The 19,948-nt window shown below is 31.7% G+C and carries 20 protein-coding genes; 15 read left to right on the top strand and 5 right to left on the bottom strand.

Going from position 1 to position 19,948, the window contains the following annotated elements:
* Positions 1-346: 346 nt before the first annotated feature.
* Positions 347-3,802 (top strand): pyruvate carboxylase, encoded by a 3,456-nt coding sequence (locus NST87_RS08560; protein WP_340721580.1) that lies wholly within the window; start codon positions 347-349, stop codon positions 3,800-3,802.
* A 62-nt stretch (positions 3,803-3,864) separates the two neighbouring features.
* Here the strand turns inward: NST87_RS08560 and NST87_RS08555 are convergent, their stop codons facing one another.
* Positions 3,865-4,773, bottom strand: coding sequence for a COX15/CtaA family protein (locus NST87_RS08555; RefSeq protein WP_019469269.1), 909 nt, complete (start codon positions 4,771-4,773; stop codon positions 3,865-3,867).
* Positions 4,774-5,052: 279 nt separating this feature from the next.
* On the opposite strand from NST87_RS08555, the gene cyoE reads away from it, so the two are divergent.
* Both cyoE and NST87_RS08545 read left to right on the top strand, forming a co-directional pair.
* Positions 5,053-5,964 carry a heme o synthase gene (cyoE, locus tag NST87_RS08550; RefSeq protein ID WP_040030530.1) on the top strand — a complete coding sequence of 304 codons (912 nt, stop codon included), beginning with the start codon at positions 5,053-5,055 and terminating at the stop codon, positions 5,962-5,964.
* Positions 5,965-5,988: 24 nt separating this feature from the next.
* The gene (locus NST87_RS08545; RefSeq protein WP_019469271.1) at positions 5,989-6,465 is read left to right on the top strand and encodes a DUF420 domain-containing protein; all 477 of its coding nucleotides are present in this window, start codon (positions 5,989-5,991) and stop codon (positions 6,463-6,465) included.
* Between the two features lie 196 nt (positions 6,466-6,661).
* Here the strand turns inward: NST87_RS08545 and NST87_RS08540 are convergent, their stop codons facing one another.
* Positions 6,662-8,917 carry an excinuclease ABC subunit UvrA gene (locus NST87_RS08540; protein ID WP_340721578.1) on the bottom strand — a complete coding sequence of 752 codons (2,256 nt, stop codon included), beginning with the start codon at positions 8,915-8,917 and terminating at the stop codon, positions 6,662-6,664.
* A gap of 180 nt (positions 8,918-9,097) precedes the next feature.
* Here NST87_RS08540 and NST87_RS08535 point away from each other — a divergent pair, with 180 nt between their 5' ends.
* The 3 genes from NST87_RS08535 to NST87_RS13825 all read left to right on the top strand — a co-directional run bounded on the left by NST87_RS08535 (position 9,098) and on the right by NST87_RS13825 (position 12,243).
* Positions 9,098-10,147, top strand: a complete 1,050-nt coding sequence (locus NST87_RS08535; RefSeq protein ID WP_019469273.1) for a CAP-associated domain-containing protein — start codon at positions 9,098-9,100, stop codon at positions 10,145-10,147.
* Positions 10,148-10,158: 11 nt separating this feature from the next.
* Positions 10,159-10,593, top strand: a complete 435-nt coding sequence (locus NST87_RS08530) for a YlbF family regulator (RefSeq protein ID WP_019469274.1) — start codon at positions 10,159-10,161, stop codon at positions 10,591-10,593.
* Between the two features lie 106 nt (positions 10,594-10,699).
* Positions 10,700-12,243, top strand: a protein-coding gene (locus NST87_RS13825) for an IS3 family transposase (protein ID WP_437129139.1) whose coding sequence is annotated in 2 segments (ribosomal slippage) — positions 10,700-11,374 and positions 11,377-12,243 — 1,542 coding nt in all. Because the reading frame shifts where the segments join, the coding sequence is not laid out codon by codon here.
* An 83-nt stretch (positions 12,244-12,326) separates the two neighbouring features.
* On the opposite strand, the gene NST87_RS08515 is transcribed toward NST87_RS13825, so the two are convergent.
* Positions 12,327-13,253, bottom strand: coding sequence for a glycerophosphodiester phosphodiesterase (locus NST87_RS08515; protein ID WP_340721577.1), 927 nt, complete (start codon positions 13,251-13,253; stop codon positions 12,327-12,329).
* A 131-nt stretch (positions 13,254-13,384) separates the two neighbouring features.
* Between NST87_RS08515 and NST87_RS08510 the strand changes: the two genes are divergently transcribed.
* Positions 13,385-13,636, top strand: coding sequence for a YlbG family protein (locus tag NST87_RS08510; protein ID WP_019469276.1), 252 nt, complete (start codon positions 13,385-13,387; stop codon positions 13,634-13,636).
* Between the two features lie 86 nt (positions 13,637-13,722).
* Here the strand turns inward: NST87_RS08510 and NST87_RS08505 are convergent, their stop codons facing one another.
* Positions 13,723-14,112: a DUF7147 family protein gene (locus NST87_RS08505; RefSeq protein ID WP_019469277.1), complete on the bottom strand. Its 390-nt coding sequence runs from the start codon at positions 14,110-14,112 to the stop codon at positions 13,723-13,725.
* A 65-nt stretch (positions 14,113-14,177) separates the two neighbouring features.
* Here NST87_RS08505 and rsmD point away from each other — a divergent pair, with 65 nt between their 5' ends.
* From rsmD to NST87_RS08490, 3 genes are all read left to right on the top strand, one after another.
* Entirely contained in the window at positions 14,178-14,720 is a 543-nt protein-coding gene (gene rsmD / locus NST87_RS08500; RefSeq protein WP_019469278.1) for a 16S rRNA (guanine(966)-N(2))-methyltransferase RsmD, read from the top strand.
* A gap of 1 nt (position 14,721) precedes the next feature.
* The gene (coaD, locus tag NST87_RS08495; protein WP_019469279.1) at positions 14,722-15,207 is read left to right on the top strand and encodes a pantetheine-phosphate adenylyltransferase; all 486 of its coding nucleotides are present in this window, start codon (positions 14,722-14,724) and stop codon (positions 15,205-15,207) included.
* 106 nt (positions 15,208-15,313) lie between these two features.
* Positions 15,314-15,814 carry a MepB family protein gene (locus NST87_RS08490; protein WP_019469280.1) on the top strand — a complete coding sequence of 167 codons (501 nt, stop codon included), beginning with the start codon at positions 15,314-15,316 and terminating at the stop codon, positions 15,812-15,814.
* A 225-nt stretch (positions 15,815-16,039) separates the two neighbouring features.
* Here the strand turns inward: NST87_RS08490 and NST87_RS08485 are convergent, their stop codons facing one another.
* Positions 16,040-17,179, bottom strand: coding sequence for a nucleotidyltransferase (locus tag NST87_RS08485; protein WP_340721576.1), 1,140 nt, complete (start codon positions 17,177-17,179; stop codon positions 16,040-16,042).
* Between the two features lie 126 nt (positions 17,180-17,305).
* On the opposite strand from NST87_RS08485, the gene NST87_RS08480 reads away from it, so the two are divergent.
* From NST87_RS08480 to NST87_RS08460, 5 genes are all read left to right on the top strand, one after another.
* A complete protein-coding gene (locus NST87_RS08480; RefSeq protein ID WP_019469282.1) occupies positions 17,306-17,842 on the top strand; it encodes a YceD family protein in 537 nt (178 codons plus the stop codon).
* A gap of 81 nt (positions 17,843-17,923) precedes the next feature.
* The gene (gene rpmF / locus NST87_RS08475) at positions 17,924-18,097 is read left to right on the top strand and encodes a 50S ribosomal protein L32 (protein WP_019469283.1); all 174 of its coding nucleotides are present in this window, start codon (positions 17,924-17,926) and stop codon (positions 18,095-18,097) included.
* A gap of 124 nt (positions 18,098-18,221) precedes the next feature.
* Positions 18,222-18,728, top strand: coding sequence for a hypothetical protein (locus tag NST87_RS08470; RefSeq protein WP_340721575.1), 507 nt, complete (start codon positions 18,222-18,224; stop codon positions 18,726-18,728).
* Positions 18,725-19,165: a M23 family metallopeptidase gene (locus NST87_RS08465; protein ID WP_340721574.1), complete on the top strand. Its 441-nt coding sequence runs from the start codon at positions 18,725-18,727 to the stop codon at positions 19,163-19,165. Before NST87_RS08470 ends, NST87_RS08465 begins: the two co-directional genes overlap by 4 nt.
* Positions 19,166-19,182: 17 nt before the next feature.
* Positions 19,183-19,923, top strand: coding sequence for a TrmH family RNA methyltransferase (locus NST87_RS08460; RefSeq protein WP_019469285.1), 741 nt, complete (start codon positions 19,183-19,185; stop codon positions 19,921-19,923).
* The last annotated feature ends 25 nt before the right edge of the window (positions 19,924-19,948 follow it).

Below are 19,948 nucleotides of genomic sequence, written 5' to 3'. Positions count from 1 at the left end.
ATTCAACATATTGATGTTGAAAACGTTTGCTTATTTTTTTAACGATATTATTTACTTTTGAAAAACTTAGCAATTATAGTGGTTTTAATAAGTTAAAGTTATCATTAATGATAACTTTATATTATGTTATTTTTATGATATAATCTCTTTTAAATACGATAGGTATCAATTTTTAAGTGCTCATTGCTGTAAAAAAGATAGTGTTATGGTAAAAATATTAGCACTAGTCATATTGTAATTTTAAATAATGTGAAAACTATTTTACTGTATACATAGTTCGTATTTTGCTATAATCAATTTTATATCCAACTTTTTAGAAAATTCAAAATTTAAGGGGGACCATGATTTGAAACAAATTAATAAACTTATGGTAGCCAATCGTGGAGAAATAGCAATAAGGATTTTTAGGGCTGCAACAGAATTAAATATTAAAACGGTTGCGATTTATTCAAATGAAGATAAAGGATCATTACATAGATATAAAGCTGATGAGTCATATTTAGTTGGGAAAGATTTAGGACCAGCAGAATCATATTTGGATATAGAACGCATCTTAGATGTTGCGAAACGTGCAGGAGTGGACGCAATTCATCCTGGTTATGGATTTTTAAGCGAAAATGAAACTTTTGCCAAACGTTGCCAAGAAGAGGGGATTAAGTTTATCGGACCACATGTCGAACATTTGGACATGTTTGGTGATAAAGTTAAGGCAAGAACTACAGCAATTAATGCTGATTTAAGAGTTATTCCAGGTACAGATGGACCAATTGATAGTCAATCCGATGCAATTGCTTTTGCAAATGAAGCCGGCTATCCTTTGATGATTAAAGCTACAAGTGGTGGCGGTGGAAAGGGCATGCGTATTGTGCGTTCCGAAGATGAATTAGAGGAGGCATTCCACAGAGCAAAATCTGAAGCGGAAAAATCTTTTGGTAATAGTGAAGTTTATATTGAAAAATATATAGATAATCCAAAACACATTGAAGTACAAGTCATTGGTGATGAACATGGTAACATTGTTCATTTATATGAACGTGATTGTTCTGTTCAAAGACGTCATCAAAAAGTTGTTGAAGTTGCGCCATCTGTTGCACTTACTGATGATTTGAGGGAACGTATATGTGATGCTGCAATTCAATTAATGGAGAAAATTGAGTATGTGAATGCTGGCACAGTTGAATTTTTAGTATCTGGAGACGATTTTTATTTCATAGAAGTCAATCCACGTGTACAAGTTGAGCATACGATTTCTGAGATGGTGACTGGTGTAGATATAGTTAAAACGCAAATTCTTGTAGCTGATGGTGAAAAGCTATTTGATAATGAAATTGGCATGCCACAACAAAAAGATATTCAAACATTAGGTTATGCAATTCAATGTCGTATTACAACTGAAGATCCAACAAATGACTTTATGCCAGATACTGGTAGAATTATAGCTTATCGTTCAAGCGGTGGCTTCGGAGTAAGACTTGATGCTGGTGATGGTTTCCAAGGTGCTGAAATTTCACCCTATTATGATTCATTACTTGTAAAATTATCTACACATGGCATGACATTTAAACAAGCAAATGAAAAAATGGATCGTTCATTACAAGAAATGCGTATTCGTGGTGTGAAAACAAATGTGCCATTTTTAATTAATGTTATGAGAAATACACAATTTAAGACTGGCGACTACACAACTAAGTTTATCGAAAGTACACCAGAATTATTTGATATTGAGCCTACATTAGATAGAGGTACGAAAACGTTAGAGTATATTGGTAATGTGTCTATCAATGGTTTTCCTAACGTAGAAAAAAGACCTAAACCAATTTATGAAACGTCGCCAATCCCTCAGGTTCCAAAAAAGGTTGTCGAAAAATTTGAAGGTACGAAGCAGTTATTAGATCATAAAGGACCGCAAGCAGTTGCAGAATGGTTAAAACAGCAAGAGGATGTATTAATTACAGATACTACTTTCAGAGATGCACATCAATCATTGTTGGCTACACGCGTACGTACTAAAGATATGATGAATATTGCTTCTAAAACAGCTGATGTAATGAAAGATAGTTTTTCATTAGAAATGTGGGGTGGTGCAACATTTGATGTTGCTTACAACTTTTTAAAGGAAAATCCATGGGAAAGACTTGAAAGATTGAGAAAAGCCATTCCAAATGTTTTATTCCAAATGCTTTTACGTGCGTCTAACGCTGTTGGCTATAAAAATTATCCAGATAATGTCATTAAAAAATTTGTGAAAGAAAGTGCTGATGCAGGTATAGATGTTTTCCGTATCTTTGATTCGTTAAACTGGATAGATCAAATGAAAGTAGCAAATGAAGCAGTTCAAGAAGCAGGTAAGATTTCAGAGGGCGCTATTTGCTATACAGGAGATTTTTTAAATGCAAATCGTTCTGACATTTATACCTTAGATTACTATGTAAATATGGCAAAAACACTTGAATCTGAAGGATTCCATATATTAGCGATTAAAGATATGGCTGGTTTATTAAAACCGAAAGCAGCTTATGAATTAATCGGTGAGTTAAAAGCAGCAGTTGACTTACCAATTCATTTACACACACATGATACGAGTGGTAATGGACTATTAACTTATAAAGAAGCTATTGATGCTGGCGTAGATGTTATTGATACAGCAGTTGCATCAATGAGTGGTTTAACAAGTCAACCAAGTGCTAATTCATTGTATTATGCACTGAATGGCTTCGGTAGAAGTATGCGTGCAGACATTGATGGAATGGAAGAATTATCACATTATTGGGGTACTGTACGTCAATACTATAGCGATTTCGAAAGTGATATTAAGTCACCTAACACAGAAATTTATCAGCATGAAATGCCAGGTGGACAATATTCTAATTTGCGTCAACAAGCGAAAAGTTTAGGCTTAGGCAACAGATTTAATGAAGTAAAAGATATGTATAAGCGTGTTAATTTCTTATTCGGTGATATTGTTAAAGTAACACCTTCATCAAAAGTTGTTGGTGATATGGCCTTATACATGGTTCAAAATGATTTAGATGAGCAATCCGTAATAAAAGATGGACATAAATTAGATTTCCCTGAATCAGTAGTATCCTTCTTTAAAGGAGAAATTGGTCAGCCAGTTAATGGATTCAATAAAGATTTACAAAAGGTAATATTGAAAGGTCAAACACCATTAACTGAACGACCAGGAGAATATTTAAAGCCAGTTGATTTCGAAACAGTAAGACAAGAATTAGAGGAAAAACAACAAAAAGAAGTCACTGAACAAGATGTAATTAGTTATGTGTTATATCCAAAAGTATATGAACAATTTATTGCGACACAAGAACAATATGGAAATGTATCACTTTTAGATACACCAACATTTTTCTTTGGCATGAGAGCAAACGAGACTGTAGAAATAGAAATTGATACAGGAAAACGTTTGATTATTACACTTAAAACGATTACAGAACCTGATGAAAAAGGTGTACGTACAATATTTTATGATATGAATGGCCAGGCAAGACGTATCTTCATACAAGATGAAAATGTTAAAGCCAATGCAAGTGTTAAACCAAAAGCAGATAAACTAAATCCAAATCACATTGGTGCACAAATGCCTGGATCAGTTACAGAAGTTAAAATTGCTGAAGGTGAATCTGTGACGAGTGGACAAGCATTATTGATCACTGAAGCAATGAAGATGGAAACAACGATTCAAGCACCATTTGATGGTGTTGTAAGAAAAGTGACAGTACAAAATGGTGATGCCATTGAAACAGGTGACTTATTAATAGAAATTGAAAAAGAACAAGAAGATTAAATTAAAAATGGCTGTGATACGATTAATGTATCACAGCCATTTTATATGTTAATTAAAGTGGATTATCCGCCACTTCGTATGGTTCTTAGCATCAGTACAATAAAGTAAGCAATCAATCCAAACAATATTGTTATGAATAGTGCGTGTAATAGAGCGATTAATAAATTCACTTCAGTAATAATAGATAAAGCACCTGTTATCACTTGTAAAATTATTAAAATAAATGCAGCGGTATAGCCGAAACGAATTGTTCGATTTTCTTTGTAATTATTAATTGCATGGACAAACGTGATTAAAATCCAAATAAAAGCGATTAAAGCCATACCTCTGTGAGTGAAATTCACCCAATCTTGAACGTTATGAGGTATTAAATCATTAAATGGAAGCGGCCATTGACCATAAGCTAAACTTGCTTCCTTATGTCTAACTAACGCACCAGTATATATCGTTAAGTATACAATGATTGCCATAATCCACGTATAAATTCTAAGCGGCTTACGAATAAATAATTCATCAGCTTCGTATTTACGGTCTACTTCAAAGATAATTAAAGTTAAAACAAATACTGAAGAAAATGAAATTAATGAAATACCAAAATGTAACGCCAAAACATAATCGTTTTGTTGCCACATTACTGCTGCTGCACCAACAAGTGCTTGCAATAATAGGAAACCAATACTGATCATGCATAACGGTTTAACTTCTTTGATATAGCCAATGTGTTTCCAAGCAACAATCACTAGCCATAAAACAAGAATTAAAGATAGACCTGATACTGCACGATGACTTAATTCAATTATTGTTTGTATAGGCAAATTTTGAGGTAAAAAAGCACCATGACACAATGGCCAGTCAGAGCCACAACCATCAGCTGAACCAGTTTTAGTAACCAATGCGCCTCCGAGCTGTACAAATGCCATTATTATCGCTGCCAATACAGATAACCATTTCAGGTTTTTTTTGTTAAACAAGAATTAACCCCCCACAAATAAATAAAACAGATATGAGTAATGATTCAGCTACAATGATATCAATCATTTATAGTTTAAACCAAAGACTCTTTACATTTACTTTTATATTTTTAAATAAAACTTAACTATTATTATAACAAGAAATACGCTTCTAATTGTGTCACAAAAATGACTATTTGTGAATGTCGATAAAGTGTCACAAATAACTTTGTATAAATGTAGTCAATCACAGTAAATTGATATATCATTGTATTATATGGAAAAATTAGGAGGGAAATTATGAACAAAGAACAAACTTTGTCGCATAATTCTAGTCGTGTAACGTTTAAAGAGTTACAACAAATTATTAAAATGGGACTAGTTCAGGGCAATTTAATTCCAGCATTCGCTGGTTCATGGCTTGCAATTGTGTTGGCAAATCATTCCTTCCTCTCGTCAATACCACAGATTTTAATGATGTTGGTAGGTTCGACATTAATTATGGGGGGCGCATGCGCTTTAAATAATTACTATGATCAAGATATTGACAGTATCATGCCAAGTAAACAGCAAAGACCTTCAGTTAATGGAAAAATTTCAAATAGAAATTTATTATTACTTAGTTTTGGAATGATGCTCGTAGGGGAAGCATTATTATTTGCTTTAAACATACCATCTGGTGTAATAGGATTGTTAGGTATTGTTGGATATGTGTCATTTTATTCAATTTGGTCTAAACGTCATACAGTTTGGAATACAGTGATTGGGAGTTTTCCTGGTGCTGTACCACCGTTAATAGGTTGGACAGCTATCGAAGGCAATATTAGTATGGTTGCTGTAGCGCTTTTCTTAGTCATATTTTGTTGGCAACCAGTACATTTTTATGCATTGGCAATAAAGCGTAAAGATGAATATAGCTTGGCAAATATTCCAATGTTACCTTCTGTTAAAGGTTTCAACCGCACGAGAGTGAGTATGTTTATCTGGCTAGTATTGTTATTACCGCTACCATTATTATTGAATGATCTTGGTACAACATTTATTATATTAGCTACATTATTAAATTTAGGCTGGTTATATTTAGGTTTAACGAGTTTTAAAAAAGATTCAGATCAAACAAAATGGGCAACAAAAATGTTTATATACTCTTTAAACTATTTAGTAGTTTTCTTCGTACTCGTTGTTGTTGTTTCATTAATTAAAATGTTCTAATAAATATTAATAAGGATGGAATATATGAATTTACCAATCTTACCTACAATTAGCACAACATGTATAGTGATAAGCGCAATCCTTATTGCAATAGGATGGCGTAAAATATGGAAAAGAGAAATCGAAAGTCATAAAAAATTTATGTTACTTGCTGCTATATTTGCGCTAACTTTCTTTATTATTTATGCTTCGAGAACAATATTTATTGGTAATACTGCTTTTGGTGGCCCAGATTCAATTAAGATTTATTATACAATCTTCTTAATTTTTCATATCAATTTAGCTACCATCGGTGGTCTGCTAGGACTTTTCCAAATCATCACTGCGTTCAAAGACAAATTTAAACTTCATAGATTTGTAGGACCAATTGCATCAATTGTTTGGTTTTGTACTGCTATCACAGGAGTGATGGTTTATGTATTACTCTATGTATTGTATCCAGGTGGAGAAACAACATCATTGTTAAAAGCAACTTTCGGTTTTGTAAATATACTTAGTTAAAATATTGATGAACTAAGTTGAAATAATCATTATATCTAAAAATAACCTGAGACACAGTTGTGTCTCAGGTTATTTTTATTTTAAAGTTGCAGATGTTATCTGTTTAAGTGAGAGATTCTTTTTTATAATTTTTGTAATTCAAATTTTGCGTGTCGTTTCACTCAAATGATTTAAATGAATATTAAAAAAAAGCAACTCAAGATAAATATCTTTTTAAGTGTTTAGCCGTAACAGAAGCAGTGTTTGCTAATAAACCATCTGGATTTCCTTGGTAAAGTAACTTACCACCTTTGTTTCCAGCATATGGCCCTATATCAATAATCCAGTCTGCATTTGTCATCATCGTTAAATTATGTTCAATGATAATTACTGTGTTACCTTGGTCAATTAAATTATCAAAACAAGCTAAAATGATTGGTATATCATCTTCATGTAAGCCAGTAGTTGGCTCATCAAATACAAAAATATGATTACTCACAACGTGTGTCAAATATTTACTGAGCTTAACACGTTGTATTTCTCCACCAGATAATGTATCAAGTGTTTGTCCTAAATTCATGTAATTTAAACCTGTTGCTTTCAGTGATTGCAAAGGCTGTGCAATAGACTGATTTGTATTAAAAAAATCTAAAGCTTCATCCACTGTTAAGTTCAATATATCTGCTATAGAATAGCCTGAGATAGTTGCATTTAAAACTTCAGGTTTATATCGTTTACCACCACAAACGTTACAAATTTGGGTGAAGTCTGGCATAAATGCAAGCTCCGTTTTTAGCACACCTTTGCCATGACATTCAGGACATGCGCCTTCAGAGTTGTAACTGAATAATGACTTCTTCAACCCTGTGTTTTTATTGAAATAGGTGCGAACATCATCAAATATATCTAAGTAAGTTAACAAATGAGAACGACTTGAAGCATGTACGGGCTTTTGATCAATAATAATAGCGTCTTTATTGTTTTGTAAGCCGCCATGTATAAGCGTACTCTTGCCAGAACCAGCTACACCAGTTACAACGGTCATTGCATGTTTAGGAATACGAACTGAAATATCTTTTAAATTATTTTGCGTCATATGATTTAAGTCAATAAACGCATCTGTTTGTCTAATGTATGATTTCAATTTATGTTTTTTCTTTAATGCTTTTCCAGTACTGGAATTTGATGATAATAAATCAGAATAGTTACCAGTGAAAATAATTTCACCACCGTTTTTACCAGCATAAGGCCCTAAATCTATGATGTGATCTGCAATTTTGATAACGTCCGGATCATGTTCTACTACTAGAACTGTGTTACCTTTATTTTTTAAAGATTGAATGATTTCATTTATTTTTTGAATATCCTCAGGATGTAGTCCGATACTCGGTTCATCGATGATATATACTAAGTCACTTAAAGGGCTATTTAGATGCCTGATAAGTTTAATACGTTGAGATTCTCCACCAGATAGTGTTTTCGTTTCACGATCCAAAGTGAGATAATTAAGCCCAATATAACTAAGAGATTCTAATTGTTTTAGCAAAGGGCTAATTATAAATTGTGCTTTGGTAGATTCTAATTTTTGAATGAAAGTTATTGCTTCATCTATAGATAAATGCGTGAACTCAGCGATATCTAAGCCATTAATTTTGGATTGTAATACATTTTGATTTAATCTTTTACCATCACATGTTGGGCATTTTTTTGATGTCACAACTCTTTCAATATCGTGTTTGAATTTATTTTTTTCAAAATTATCATTTAATAAAAATGAGCGCCTAAACCGATGAATAAGCCCTTCAAATTTTGCAGTTTTTGGCCAATTTTGTGGAGGGTTTTTCAATTTGGTAGGTTTTGTGTATAACAGAGTATCCAATTCTTTTTTATCATAATGTTTCAATTTCTTGTCATTATCAAATAAACCAGAATATAAATAACGTTTACCGCGCCAACTATCCGGTCTGAAAGAGGGAAAACGGATTGCGTCTTCATTTAAAGATTTTTCAAAATCTAACAGTTCCTCAAAGTTAATATCTTCTACGTATCCAAGACCAGAACATGTTTCACACATACCTTTTGGATTGTTAAAAGAAAAAACATCAGAATATCCTACAAATGGTGTTCCGATACGGGACCATAATAAACGCACTGAAGCATAAATATCGGAAATTGTACCTACTGTAGAGCGCGAATTACCACCTAACCTTTTTTGATTGATAATCATAGCTACGGGTAAATGTTCTATTAAATCTACATTTGCTTTACTAAATTGTTTTAATTGATTTTGTATATATGTAGAATATGTTTCGTTAAGTAAACGTTCAGATTCGGCAGCAATTGTATTGAAGACTAATGATGACTTACCCGAACCAGAACGACCCGTGAATACAGAAATTTTATGTTTTGGTATATCTAAAGAAATATCTTTTAAATTATTTTGTTTCGCACCATGTATACGAATGATTGACATATTTGTCACCCCTTCATTTATTTTATACCCAAAATTCTCTTGTATATTACGTCATGCAAATATTGTATATGATGAAAATGTAAAGGGTTTATTACAAATTAACAAATTTGAGGACATGCCTTGCTTGTATCTGTCATAAACATGTACAATGAACCAAAGAATAATGTAGGTGGATGAGCGATGAAGAAACTAATAATTAAAGTTATTGGTGTATTATTATTGATTTGTTTTATAATTTATCTATTTTACTCACCGCGTTTGAAATTTGATGTTTTAGAAAATCCTAATAAAGAAACTTCAAAAACAACTCAAAACAAAGATTTTCAAAACAAAAAAACAAATGTTGAAAATCCTAAACTTAAAAAAGGTGTGGGTACTTGGATTGGACAAGATTTACATAATTTAACTGATAATTATGGTCAAGCAGATAGAGTTTATTCATATAAAGGTGGTTTTAAAAACTACGTATATAAACAAAACGATCAGTATTATCTTGTCACAACGAAAAAAAATAAAATTAAATCAGTTTATGCCACTGGTAAAAATGCTAACGTTAATCCAGTAGAAATTGGTGATAATGCGGCGCATGTTTTTGAAAAGTACAGTATCAATCCAGAGCCAACGATTAAAGCTAATGGAAAAGCGTATGAAATAGAACTTTCAGATTCAGATATGAAAACACAGACACTAATAAAATTCAATAATGTTTACGCACAAGTATATATTGATCAACAAGCTAACGAAATCGTAGGTGTAAGATATTTAGATAGTGAAGCATTAATAGCATTCAAACCCTATCAAATGATTACTGCACAAGAAGATAAAAAAGTGAAAAATAATTATAAAAAAATACCATATGAACAAAATGCAAATCAATTGATGACACTTTATGAAATTACTAATGAGATGCGCAAATTAAAAGATGCTAAGCCTTTAAAAGTTAATAATGACGTAGCTCATATTGCATCATATAATTTGTACGAAGCAATTGATACTGATAGTGTAGAATTTACAGAAGATGCCTTAAAACAAAAGCTTAATGAACAAAATATTTCTTTTGTTTCTACTAGTCAAAATGTAGGATATGATTTTAACGAAGTACCAACTTTAATCCATAGTTGGTTAAACTCTGATATTCATAGATCAAGGATGTTAAATTCTAAATACAATGAAGTCGGCGGCGAAGTGTCAAACGGTTATTATACAATTATTTTCATTGAAGATAAGTAGGAGAGGTTATAATGATAACAGAAGAAACTTTGAACATTCTTGATGATATTGAGGAATTAAGTGATAAAATACTTGATTCAAGTTTATATCATTCATTTAAAATAGCAGAACAAAATTTACAAGAAAATGATGAAGCGCATTTGCTCTATCAAGCTTTTTTAAAATCAAAAGAGCAATATGATGAAATAATGAGATTTGGAAAATATCATCCAGATTATCAAAAAGTAATGTTAGAAACACGTAAACGAAAACGTGCTTATGAAATGTTACCAGTAGTTATGGATTACAAACAAAAAGAAGTCGCATTACAAGATCTAATAGACGAGGTTATAATGAAAATAGCTTATGCTGTATCTGAAAATGTAAAGATAGAAACAGGTAATCCATTTTTCCAAAAAGATGCAAGTGGTTGTGCAACAGGTGGTTCTTGTAGCTGTTCCTTATAGTGAATCAGGGCGGTAATGTTAATTAATATAAAAGCTGGGCACTTGTAGTGATATGCTCCCTTCAAAGTAGACACTTAAAAATGTAAACTTTGAAGGGAGCTTTTTTATGACTCATAGAAAATTATCACCTGAAACTTATCAAAAAGCTTTCAGCTTATATGAAGAAGGATATAGTATGAAAAATGTAATTCAAAAATTAAATTTAAATTGTTCTCCTAGAACATTATTGATTAACTATTATAAATTTAAGAAGCATGGAATAAAGGTGCTTTTACCAATTCAGAGAAATAATACCTACTCAAATGAATTTAAGCTTAAAGTTGTGCACGAATATATAAATGATGGCCTATCTTTAACTGATTTAGTAGTTAAATATAATATCCCCACTACTTCAACTGTAAACAAATGGATTTCAAAGTATTTGTCGGGTAAAATATTAAAAACATATTCTCCAAAACCCGAGGTGTATCAATTGAAATATAAATCATTAACATTTGAAGATCGTGTAGAAATCGTTGATTATTATATGAATCATGGCCAATCGTATAAGACAACAGCAAATCATTTTAACATCAATTATAGCCAAGTATATAACTGGGTAAAAAAGTACAACTTGCATGGATATGATGGGCTTAAAGATGGACGTGGAAAAGGGAAACCCCAGTCTGTATTAACACCTGAAGAGGCATTAAAAGCTGAAATTAAGATACTTAAAGAGAAAAATAAATTTCTTCAAATGGAAAATGACGTTTTAAAAAAGGAAGAAGAAATAGAAAGGAAGTTGATGAAACAGGCATCAGACAAAAAGCATCATACCAAACGGTAAAAGCATTTAAAAACCTTTATCCGATAGCTTGGTTATGTTCAGTATTAAAGATATCACGTTCAAGTTACTATAAATGGTTACATCGCAAACCATCAAATAAAGAAATTGAAAACCAAAAATTGATCAAAGATATCGTTGATATCTACAATAAATACAAAGGCATATATGGATATCGTCGTATATACATATATTTAAGACTTAAACTACATCAAAAAGTAAATCATAAACGTGTCTATAGATTGATGAATCAACTGAATCTAAAATCTACTATCCGCCCTAAAAGAAAACGATATATTAAAACAACACCTGAAATTACAGCACATAATATATTAAATAGAAAATTTGAAGAACAAATCCCAAATAAAAAATGGTTAACTGACGTTACAGAATTCAAACTAAGCAATGGTAAAAAACTTTACTTAAGTGCTATTTATGACTTAGGCAGCAAACAGATTATCAGTCATAAATTAAGTACCTCAAATAACAATAAATTTGTATTAGATACGCTCAAAAAAGCAGTCAAACTTGTGCCGAATACCGAAGGTATACTCTTACATAGCGACAGAGGATATCAATATACAAGCAGATTATTTAAAGTTACGTTAGAGCAACTTGGTATAAAACAAAGTATGTCACGACCAGGATGTTGCATAGATAATGGACCTATGGAAGGTGTATGGGGAACTATTAAAAGTGAATTGTTTAGAGGAAGAAAAAAAGTGATTTTTAAAGACAAGGCTACAGCAATAAAAGCAATTAATTCATATATAGAATTTTTTAATCAAGAAAGAATAACATTAAAAATGGCTACCCTTATATCGTAAATATAAGGTAGCCATAAACATTTTGTTTTTTTCACTGTCTACTTGACAGGGTGCAGTTCAGTAGTGACCCAGCTTTTATATAACTATTTATTTTGATAGGTGTTTTTAAAACGTTCTGCTAAATCAGGCCTATCTGTGACTATAGTATGCACCCCGTTTTTGGCTAAATCATTCATTAAATCAAGATTATTAATACCATAAAAGCCAGGGACGATGTTGCGTTCATTCAACCACTGTATAAATTTAGGTGAAGTCAATTTAATACCATTAAACGTCACTGGCATTTGAAACGTATGTGCTTGTGGTTTAAATGTATCGCCTAAACCTGATTTGAATTTTAAGAAGCCTTCTGCCACTTCGCTCTGACTTGCTCCAATAGCTATTGTGTAGTTACTTTCTTTTTTGAATCTTTCAATTTGATCACTTTGAAAACTAGTAACTAAAACACGATTTTGCGCGTGGTTTTTAACAATGATATCATGAATGATTTTAGGTGCCAATTTACCTTGATCACTTTGTGAATCATCTTTAAGATCAACATTTATAAGTGTATTAGGATATAATTTTAATAATTCATCAAAAGTTAGTATTTTAGCGTCAGTATTATTACGATAAGGTGTTGACCCGTTTAAATCAGTAAAATGGTAACTTGCGTCTAATTGCTTTAATTCTGTTAAAGTATGTGTTGCTACTTTTCCTGAACCATTTGTCGTACGATCAACGTCTGCATCATGAAAAACCACCAATTGTTGATCTTTAGTCAATCTCACATCAATTTCGAATCCGTCAATGTGATGTGATAAAGCATTGTCAAATGCGAGTTTTGTCAGTTCAGGCCTTACTGCCATGCCACCACGGTGTGCAAAGATATACGGTGCAGGCATAGAGAAAAAGGGCGGGATTTCTTGGTTCATAGGTTTAACTTTATATTTAGAAAAGAAGATAACACTACCTACTAAACCAACTGTACCTAGAAACGCACCTTTTATTAATTTGTTGATTGTTGTCATGCGCAAATCCTCCTTGATTTGAGTATATACGGTAATATAGCAAATGTTAGCTATTGTTCAAAATAATTGTTATTTATTAATCGAATTAGACATGATATTATAAAGTGGCTAATAAATGGAGTGATAATTGTATGAATATTGTATCTAGAACAAGTTTAGTTATATATTTAAAACATATGAAACACGAACGCCAAATTAGAAAATTTGGACATATTGTCAGTACGAATAAGCTACATCGCTATGTTATTATGTATATAAATGAAGAAGAAGCGGACGCAATTGTAGATAAACTTATGAACTTAAAATATGTAAAACATATTGCAGGTTCACCTTATAAATATCTTAAAAAGGAATATCCCAAAGAACAACATGAATTTTCTTGATTACATGATACTTAAATAAAATTTTAATTAACAAGCAAAGTCACATTAGATTTATATATAGCTACGTGACTTTGTTTTATTTACGATTATTGCAATGGTGGTATCCATCTTTGAAGTCGCAATACACTGATTAGATAATTGAAATAAATACTGTTGGAATGAAAATGCTCTGGTGGTTGCACATCAATTTCTTTTACATCAATATTAAAACGTGTTGCTTGTTCATTAATTAAATCGAATTTTTTGTTTGAATGAGGATATGGATATTTAACCGCGTTTACCATAATATACATCGCTTGGAAATGTTTACCATGTGTAGGTTTCATAATAATAGCCACTGAAGATAATTGTTTATCAAAAGTAGGGGTGTGGAAATAAACGATATGCTCAATTCTTGCATGATTGTATTCAATAAGTGTTGTAAATTCAAATAAGTCCGTAAGGCCTTCGCCCAATTGTATAAATGCTTGTTTCATTTTGCCCCTCCTTTCATGCAGTATGTATTATATAAAAATAACTTAAAGAATGGAAGTGTTTCTCAATGAGAGTGATTTCTGGAATCCATAAAAGTAAACCATTAGAAAGTATGGAAGGCCGTAACACTCGGCCTACGATGGACAAAGTTAAGGAAGGTATTTTTAACAGCCTACATGAAGTATCAGGTATCGGGTTAGATTTATTTGCTGGAAGTGGTGCTTTGGGTATTGAAGCATTGTCTCGGGGAATGGAAAAAGTGATTTTTGTAGATCAAAATTTTAAAGCAATAAAAATCATCAAAGCGAACCTTCAACATTTAAACATCTCTGACCAAGCGGAAGTATATAAGAATAATGCAGATAGAGCCCTTAAGGCACTTTCAAAAAGAGCGATGCAATTTGATGTTATATTTTTAGACCCACCTTATGATAAAGGATTAATTGATGAAGCACTGGACGGAATTATAAAGTTTAATTTATTAAAAGAAAATGGTATTATCGTTTGTGAGTTCAATCATAAAGAAGATATTGATACAAAATCATTTCATGTGATTAAAAGATATCATTATGGATTAACAGACACTTTGTTATTAGAAAAAGGAGATTAAAATGTCTACAACTAAAGCAGTGATTCCAGGAAGTTTTGATCCAATTACATATGGTCATATTGACATCATTGATAGGAGTGCCGATCGTTTCGATGAATTGCATATTTGTGTTTTGAAAAATAACAACAAGTCGGGGACCTTTTCAGTTGATGAGCGCATTGAATTAATAGAAGCATCTGTAAAACACCTTGATAATGTTACAGTACATCATTTTAATGGATTACTTGTCGATTTTTGTGATGAAATTGGTGCGCAAACAATTATTAGAGGATTAAGAGCTGTAAGTGATTTTGAATATGAATTGAGATTGACTTCAATGAACAAGAAGTTAAATAGTAATGTAGAAACTATGTACATGATGACAAGTACAAATTATTCCTTTATTAGTTCGAGTGTAGTGAAAGAAGTGGCTGCATATAAGGCTAATGTATCAGATTTTGTACCAGAACATGTTGAAAAAGCGTTGAATGAAAAGTTCAAGAAATGATAAAGAACCACTTCCCAACTTGTTGGGTTAGTGGTTCTTTATGCTTTGAGTAGAATGAGAGAAAATAAAGTTGCGCACTTCACGGTGAACAATAGAATATAAAAGGGTGATAATCATTAATTTTAACTCGAGTTTATTATTTGATAAATTAAAAGAAACGAAATTAGCATTTTCATTGAAAGATTTAAATATAGAAACCTGGAATCAAGATTATGAAGCTATCAATTTTATTTTTAATAACATCACTTTTAAAAGTAGATTAGCTAAAAAAACACCAAAGAAACACGGCTATTTTGTTGCAATATGGCATAAAAATAATCAAGGGAACAATGTACCTTTTACATATGATGAAATAGCAGATAAATTAGTTGTTAATATTATAGATGGTGTACAAAAAGGACAATTCATTTTTCGAAAAGAAATACTCATGCATAAGGGTATAATTAGTTCTGAAAATAACAAAGGGAAAATGGCTTTTCGTGTTTATCCGAGTTGGGAAAATAATTTAAACAAAGTTGCACAGCTTAGTCAAAAATGGCAACTCGAATATTTTGTTGATTTGTCAAATGCTGTTGATGAACAAAAGTTAATTGAATTGTATACATAGTGTTGATTTAAGATATTTAATATAGGCATCCATTATTTTTTATTTCGTCTAATTGCGAACAATAAATGATATATAATATTGTTTAAAATAAAATATTATCAAAAAAATGAGCCGAATATTAAAATTTACCACTTTAAACTAGCCTGAGAATGAAACTTTTATAAATTCATTTTCAGGCTGATTATACTAGAAAAGAAATTTTAAATTTTTACGAGTAGTAATTATTCAATCTTCAATGCGTAATACATGTGTATTAAAATCTGTTTCTGTACGATTAGAAAGCAAATTGTAAATGTGTGTTGAATGGATTTCTTGCTCAAATAAATGTGCATTTTGTTGATTTAGTTGCGTAATGAAATGACGTTCTGGAAATTTTTGCTTTAAGTATTTTAAATATTGTTGACCTTTTGGTGACATACCAAGGATATGCACTGCTTTTATGCTGTTATGTTTATGGTGGTGTTGAAAGTTTAGTAAAATATTCATTAATACACGTTGTATATGCGTATATGTATATCTCTTTGTTTTAATCAATGACATTAAATGCTCGAATGATGAAGCATATCTGATTTTATCTAAGATGCGATTTTCTAATCCTTCGCTCATCGTATAGATATTTTTCAATGAATGGGTCGTATGACTTAAAATAGCATATTTAATATACGGAAACGTATCTTCTACAGTCGCGTGTGGCTCTTGATAAAGCTGTTGTATTGAGTTGGGAACAACCGATTTCCATAGATCGTTTTGAGTTTGTAATGCATTGCGAATGGCAGTGCCACTAGCGAAATTTAGGTTTGAAATGTTGAAATCATGGTGATGACTACTTTCTCTTGATATCGTCCAAGGTTTGATATGTGGTGCTAGCTTTTGAATTGCCCGCATATAAGAAACACCTAATGTATTATTTGGAGAAGATAATAACGTATGATTGTTTAAAAGTTCGCTTAATATTCTGGGGTAACTTTTACCTTCTTTTAGTTTCATTAAAAATTCAGATGTTTGTTCTATTTTAGAAATGTCTTTTTGCAATTCGTGAAATGAATCGATGTCACCTGATTCACTACCAAATGATAGATGATCTGTGTCAACATAACTTGCTATTTGGACAGCTGTTTCTGCAAAATATTGGCCTGCTGATAAAGCGGCTACTGCTGGTAATTCAATGACTAAATCGACAGCATTCAATGCCATTCGGGTGCGTATAAATTTATTATATATAGCTGGTTGTCCTCTCATAACAAAATTACCACTCATAATGGCTATTGATATTTCAGAATCAGTTATTGACTTTGATGTCTGGGCATGGTATAAGTGACCATTGTGGAAAGGATTATATTCAGTGACTAGTGCAACGCTTTTCATTTGCAATTCTCCCTTTCAGAATTCATTATAGATATTGTATCAGATTAATTTGTGTTAAGAAAAAATCTTGACAACTTTTATCTATAAAGTTAAAATAAATTTTGTGCTTGTTAGAGGTGAAGCCATATGAAATGGTCAATAACACAATTAAGAAAATTCCAAGATAAGCCATTTGAGTTCCATCAAACGGTGAATTTTGATCATTTAGTAAAATCATTAGATTTAATAGATCTATCTGATATTGATGTTGAGGGTGAACTAACTGTCAAATCAAATGAAGTCATTGCAGATATGCATATAACTGGAACCTATACGATGGCATGTGCCCGTACGTTAGTACCAGTCGAAGTTCCTATTGATATAAAATCACAAGAAATTTTTGATTTAGAAGGTAACGCGTATATAAGTGATGACGAGGAAGATGAGCATTATCATGATGCCACAGACGGCATGATTAATCTAAAAGATATTGCTGAAGAACTTGTTATTATAGAAAAGCCAATGCGCGCTTTTGCAAATAATAGCGATCAGATGTTACGTGAAGGTAATGGTTGGGAAGTTATTGACGAGGAACAAGCGGTTGAGCTTGCTGAAGAAGAGGAAACTGAGCAAATCGATCCTAGGCTTCAAAAACTACAACAATTATATGACGAAGAGCAATAGCGGATTTAAATAATTTATAGTATAATAGATTATTGAGTCTGAAAATAATTTAGTAATGTATGAATATAAGGAGGATATATCATGGCAGTACCAAAAAGAAGAACGTCAAAAACAAGAAAAAATAAACGTCGTACGCATTTTAAAATTTCAGTACCTGGTATGACAGAATGCCCAAATTGTGGTGAATACAAATTATCTCACCGTGTTTGTAAGAACTGTGGTTCATACAAAGGTGAAGAAGTTGTATCTAAATAATTTCATTTATTTAAAGGCTAATGTATAGCCGAGATTAATCGTTCATTAATTATTCATATAATAATTTTTGAGCGATTTTTTATTTTATAATACAAATGTTATATACAATTGATGGGTTGTGTAAATGATGATTGAAATAAATGCACAAGTAATTTTTGAAAAAATAGAAAAAAGTGATAGCGAATGGTTGTATAATCAATTTAGTGATTATTTTCAAGAAATTTCTTCTTTTCACGAATTAGAAAGATTATTGAAATCTTATAATACAATCAGGCATAAAAATATATTATATAAACACATACACCTCAATTATAAAGAAGAATACATATGGTTGGATGTTAAGCAAACATCTGGTATTAGTGTGACTTTAAATAAATATCATGAAATTATTGGTTTCGTTCTTATGCCTATTAATTTGGTAAACAGGCATAAAGAAACGAAATTAAGATATACGATACCAGTTCTAAATAGTTGGTTTGTTTACGCTGGCGGTGAAAATGAACTTTTAAACCATCATTACGCATACAAAAATCAAAGTCATGCATTAGATTTAATTTTTGTGAAAAATCATCTTACTTATCAGGCAATCCTAATAGCTGTGAAAGTTATTATAGTTATGGTCAAAGCGTGATTGCACCAGCAAATGGCGTTGTCATAGATATTGTAGATGGAATACCAGATGCACCACCAGGTGAAAATAATATGAAGCATCCTGAAGGTAATTACATCATTATTAAACATGCAAGTAAAGAGTATAGTATGATAGCACATCTTAAACCAGACGCTTTTGAAGTGAATGTTGGAGATTATATAAGGCGTGGGCAATTAATTGCACGGGTAGGAAATTCGGGTAACTCAATGGAACCGCACATACATTTTCAAATTATGAATCAAAGCAACCCACAATTCGCCAAAACATATAAGATTAGGTTACTAGATAACGTTTTGCCTGAAAAAGGTGATATGGTAAGTTATAGTGGAGACAGTATTATTATAGAAAATCAATTTGATTTAGCTAGAAGATGTAAGCAATTAAGTTCAAATATTAGGCATATATTTAAAAATTGAAATAAAGAGGCTATATTATGGAAATGATAACTTCTGCACAAAATAATAAAATTAAAAGTGCAAATAAATTAAAAAAGAAACGTGAAAGAGATAAAACAGGTCATGTACTTATCGAAGGTGTACACTTAATTGATGAAGCATATAAGAGTAATATAAAAATATTGCAATTATTCGCTATTGATATCGATAGACTAGATGGGCAATTAGTGAATGATGCAGAAGAAGTATATGAAATAAATATAAAAGTTGCGGAGTCATTGTCTGGTACGGTAACCCCACAGGGATTCTTTGCGATTATAGAAAAAGTACATTATGAGGAACGCGCATACCAGCAAGTACTATTGTTAGATCGTATCCAAGATCCAGGCAATATGGGGACATTAATACGTACTGCGGATGCGGCAGGTATTGATTTAATCGTGCTAGAAAAAGGAACCGCAGATCCTTATCAAGATAAAGTACTACGTGCAAGTCAAGGTAGTGTTTTTCATATTCCTATTATCACTAGAGACTTAAGTGAATTTATAGATGGTTTTAATGGAAATGTTTATGGTACAGCGTTAGAGAACGCTATACCTTATAATCAATTGCAACATCAAGAAAGATTTGCACTGCTCCTTGGAAATGAGGGAGAAGGTGTTAATCCTGATTTATTAACACAAACGACTCAGAATTTAAACATTCCCATATATGGACAAGCCGAAAGTTTAAACGTTGCCATAGCTGGTAGCATATTATTGTATCATCTCAAAGGTTGACCCTTTGAATGAACTTCGTATATAA

The sequence above is a fragment of the Staphylococcus sp. FSL W8-0271 genome, from assembly GCF_038006605.1.
In the GTDB taxonomy this organism is placed as follows: Bacteria; Bacillota; Bacilli; order Staphylococcales; family Staphylococcaceae; genus Staphylococcus; species Staphylococcus cohnii.
This window is presented reverse-complemented; position numbering and strand designations above follow the sequence as displayed.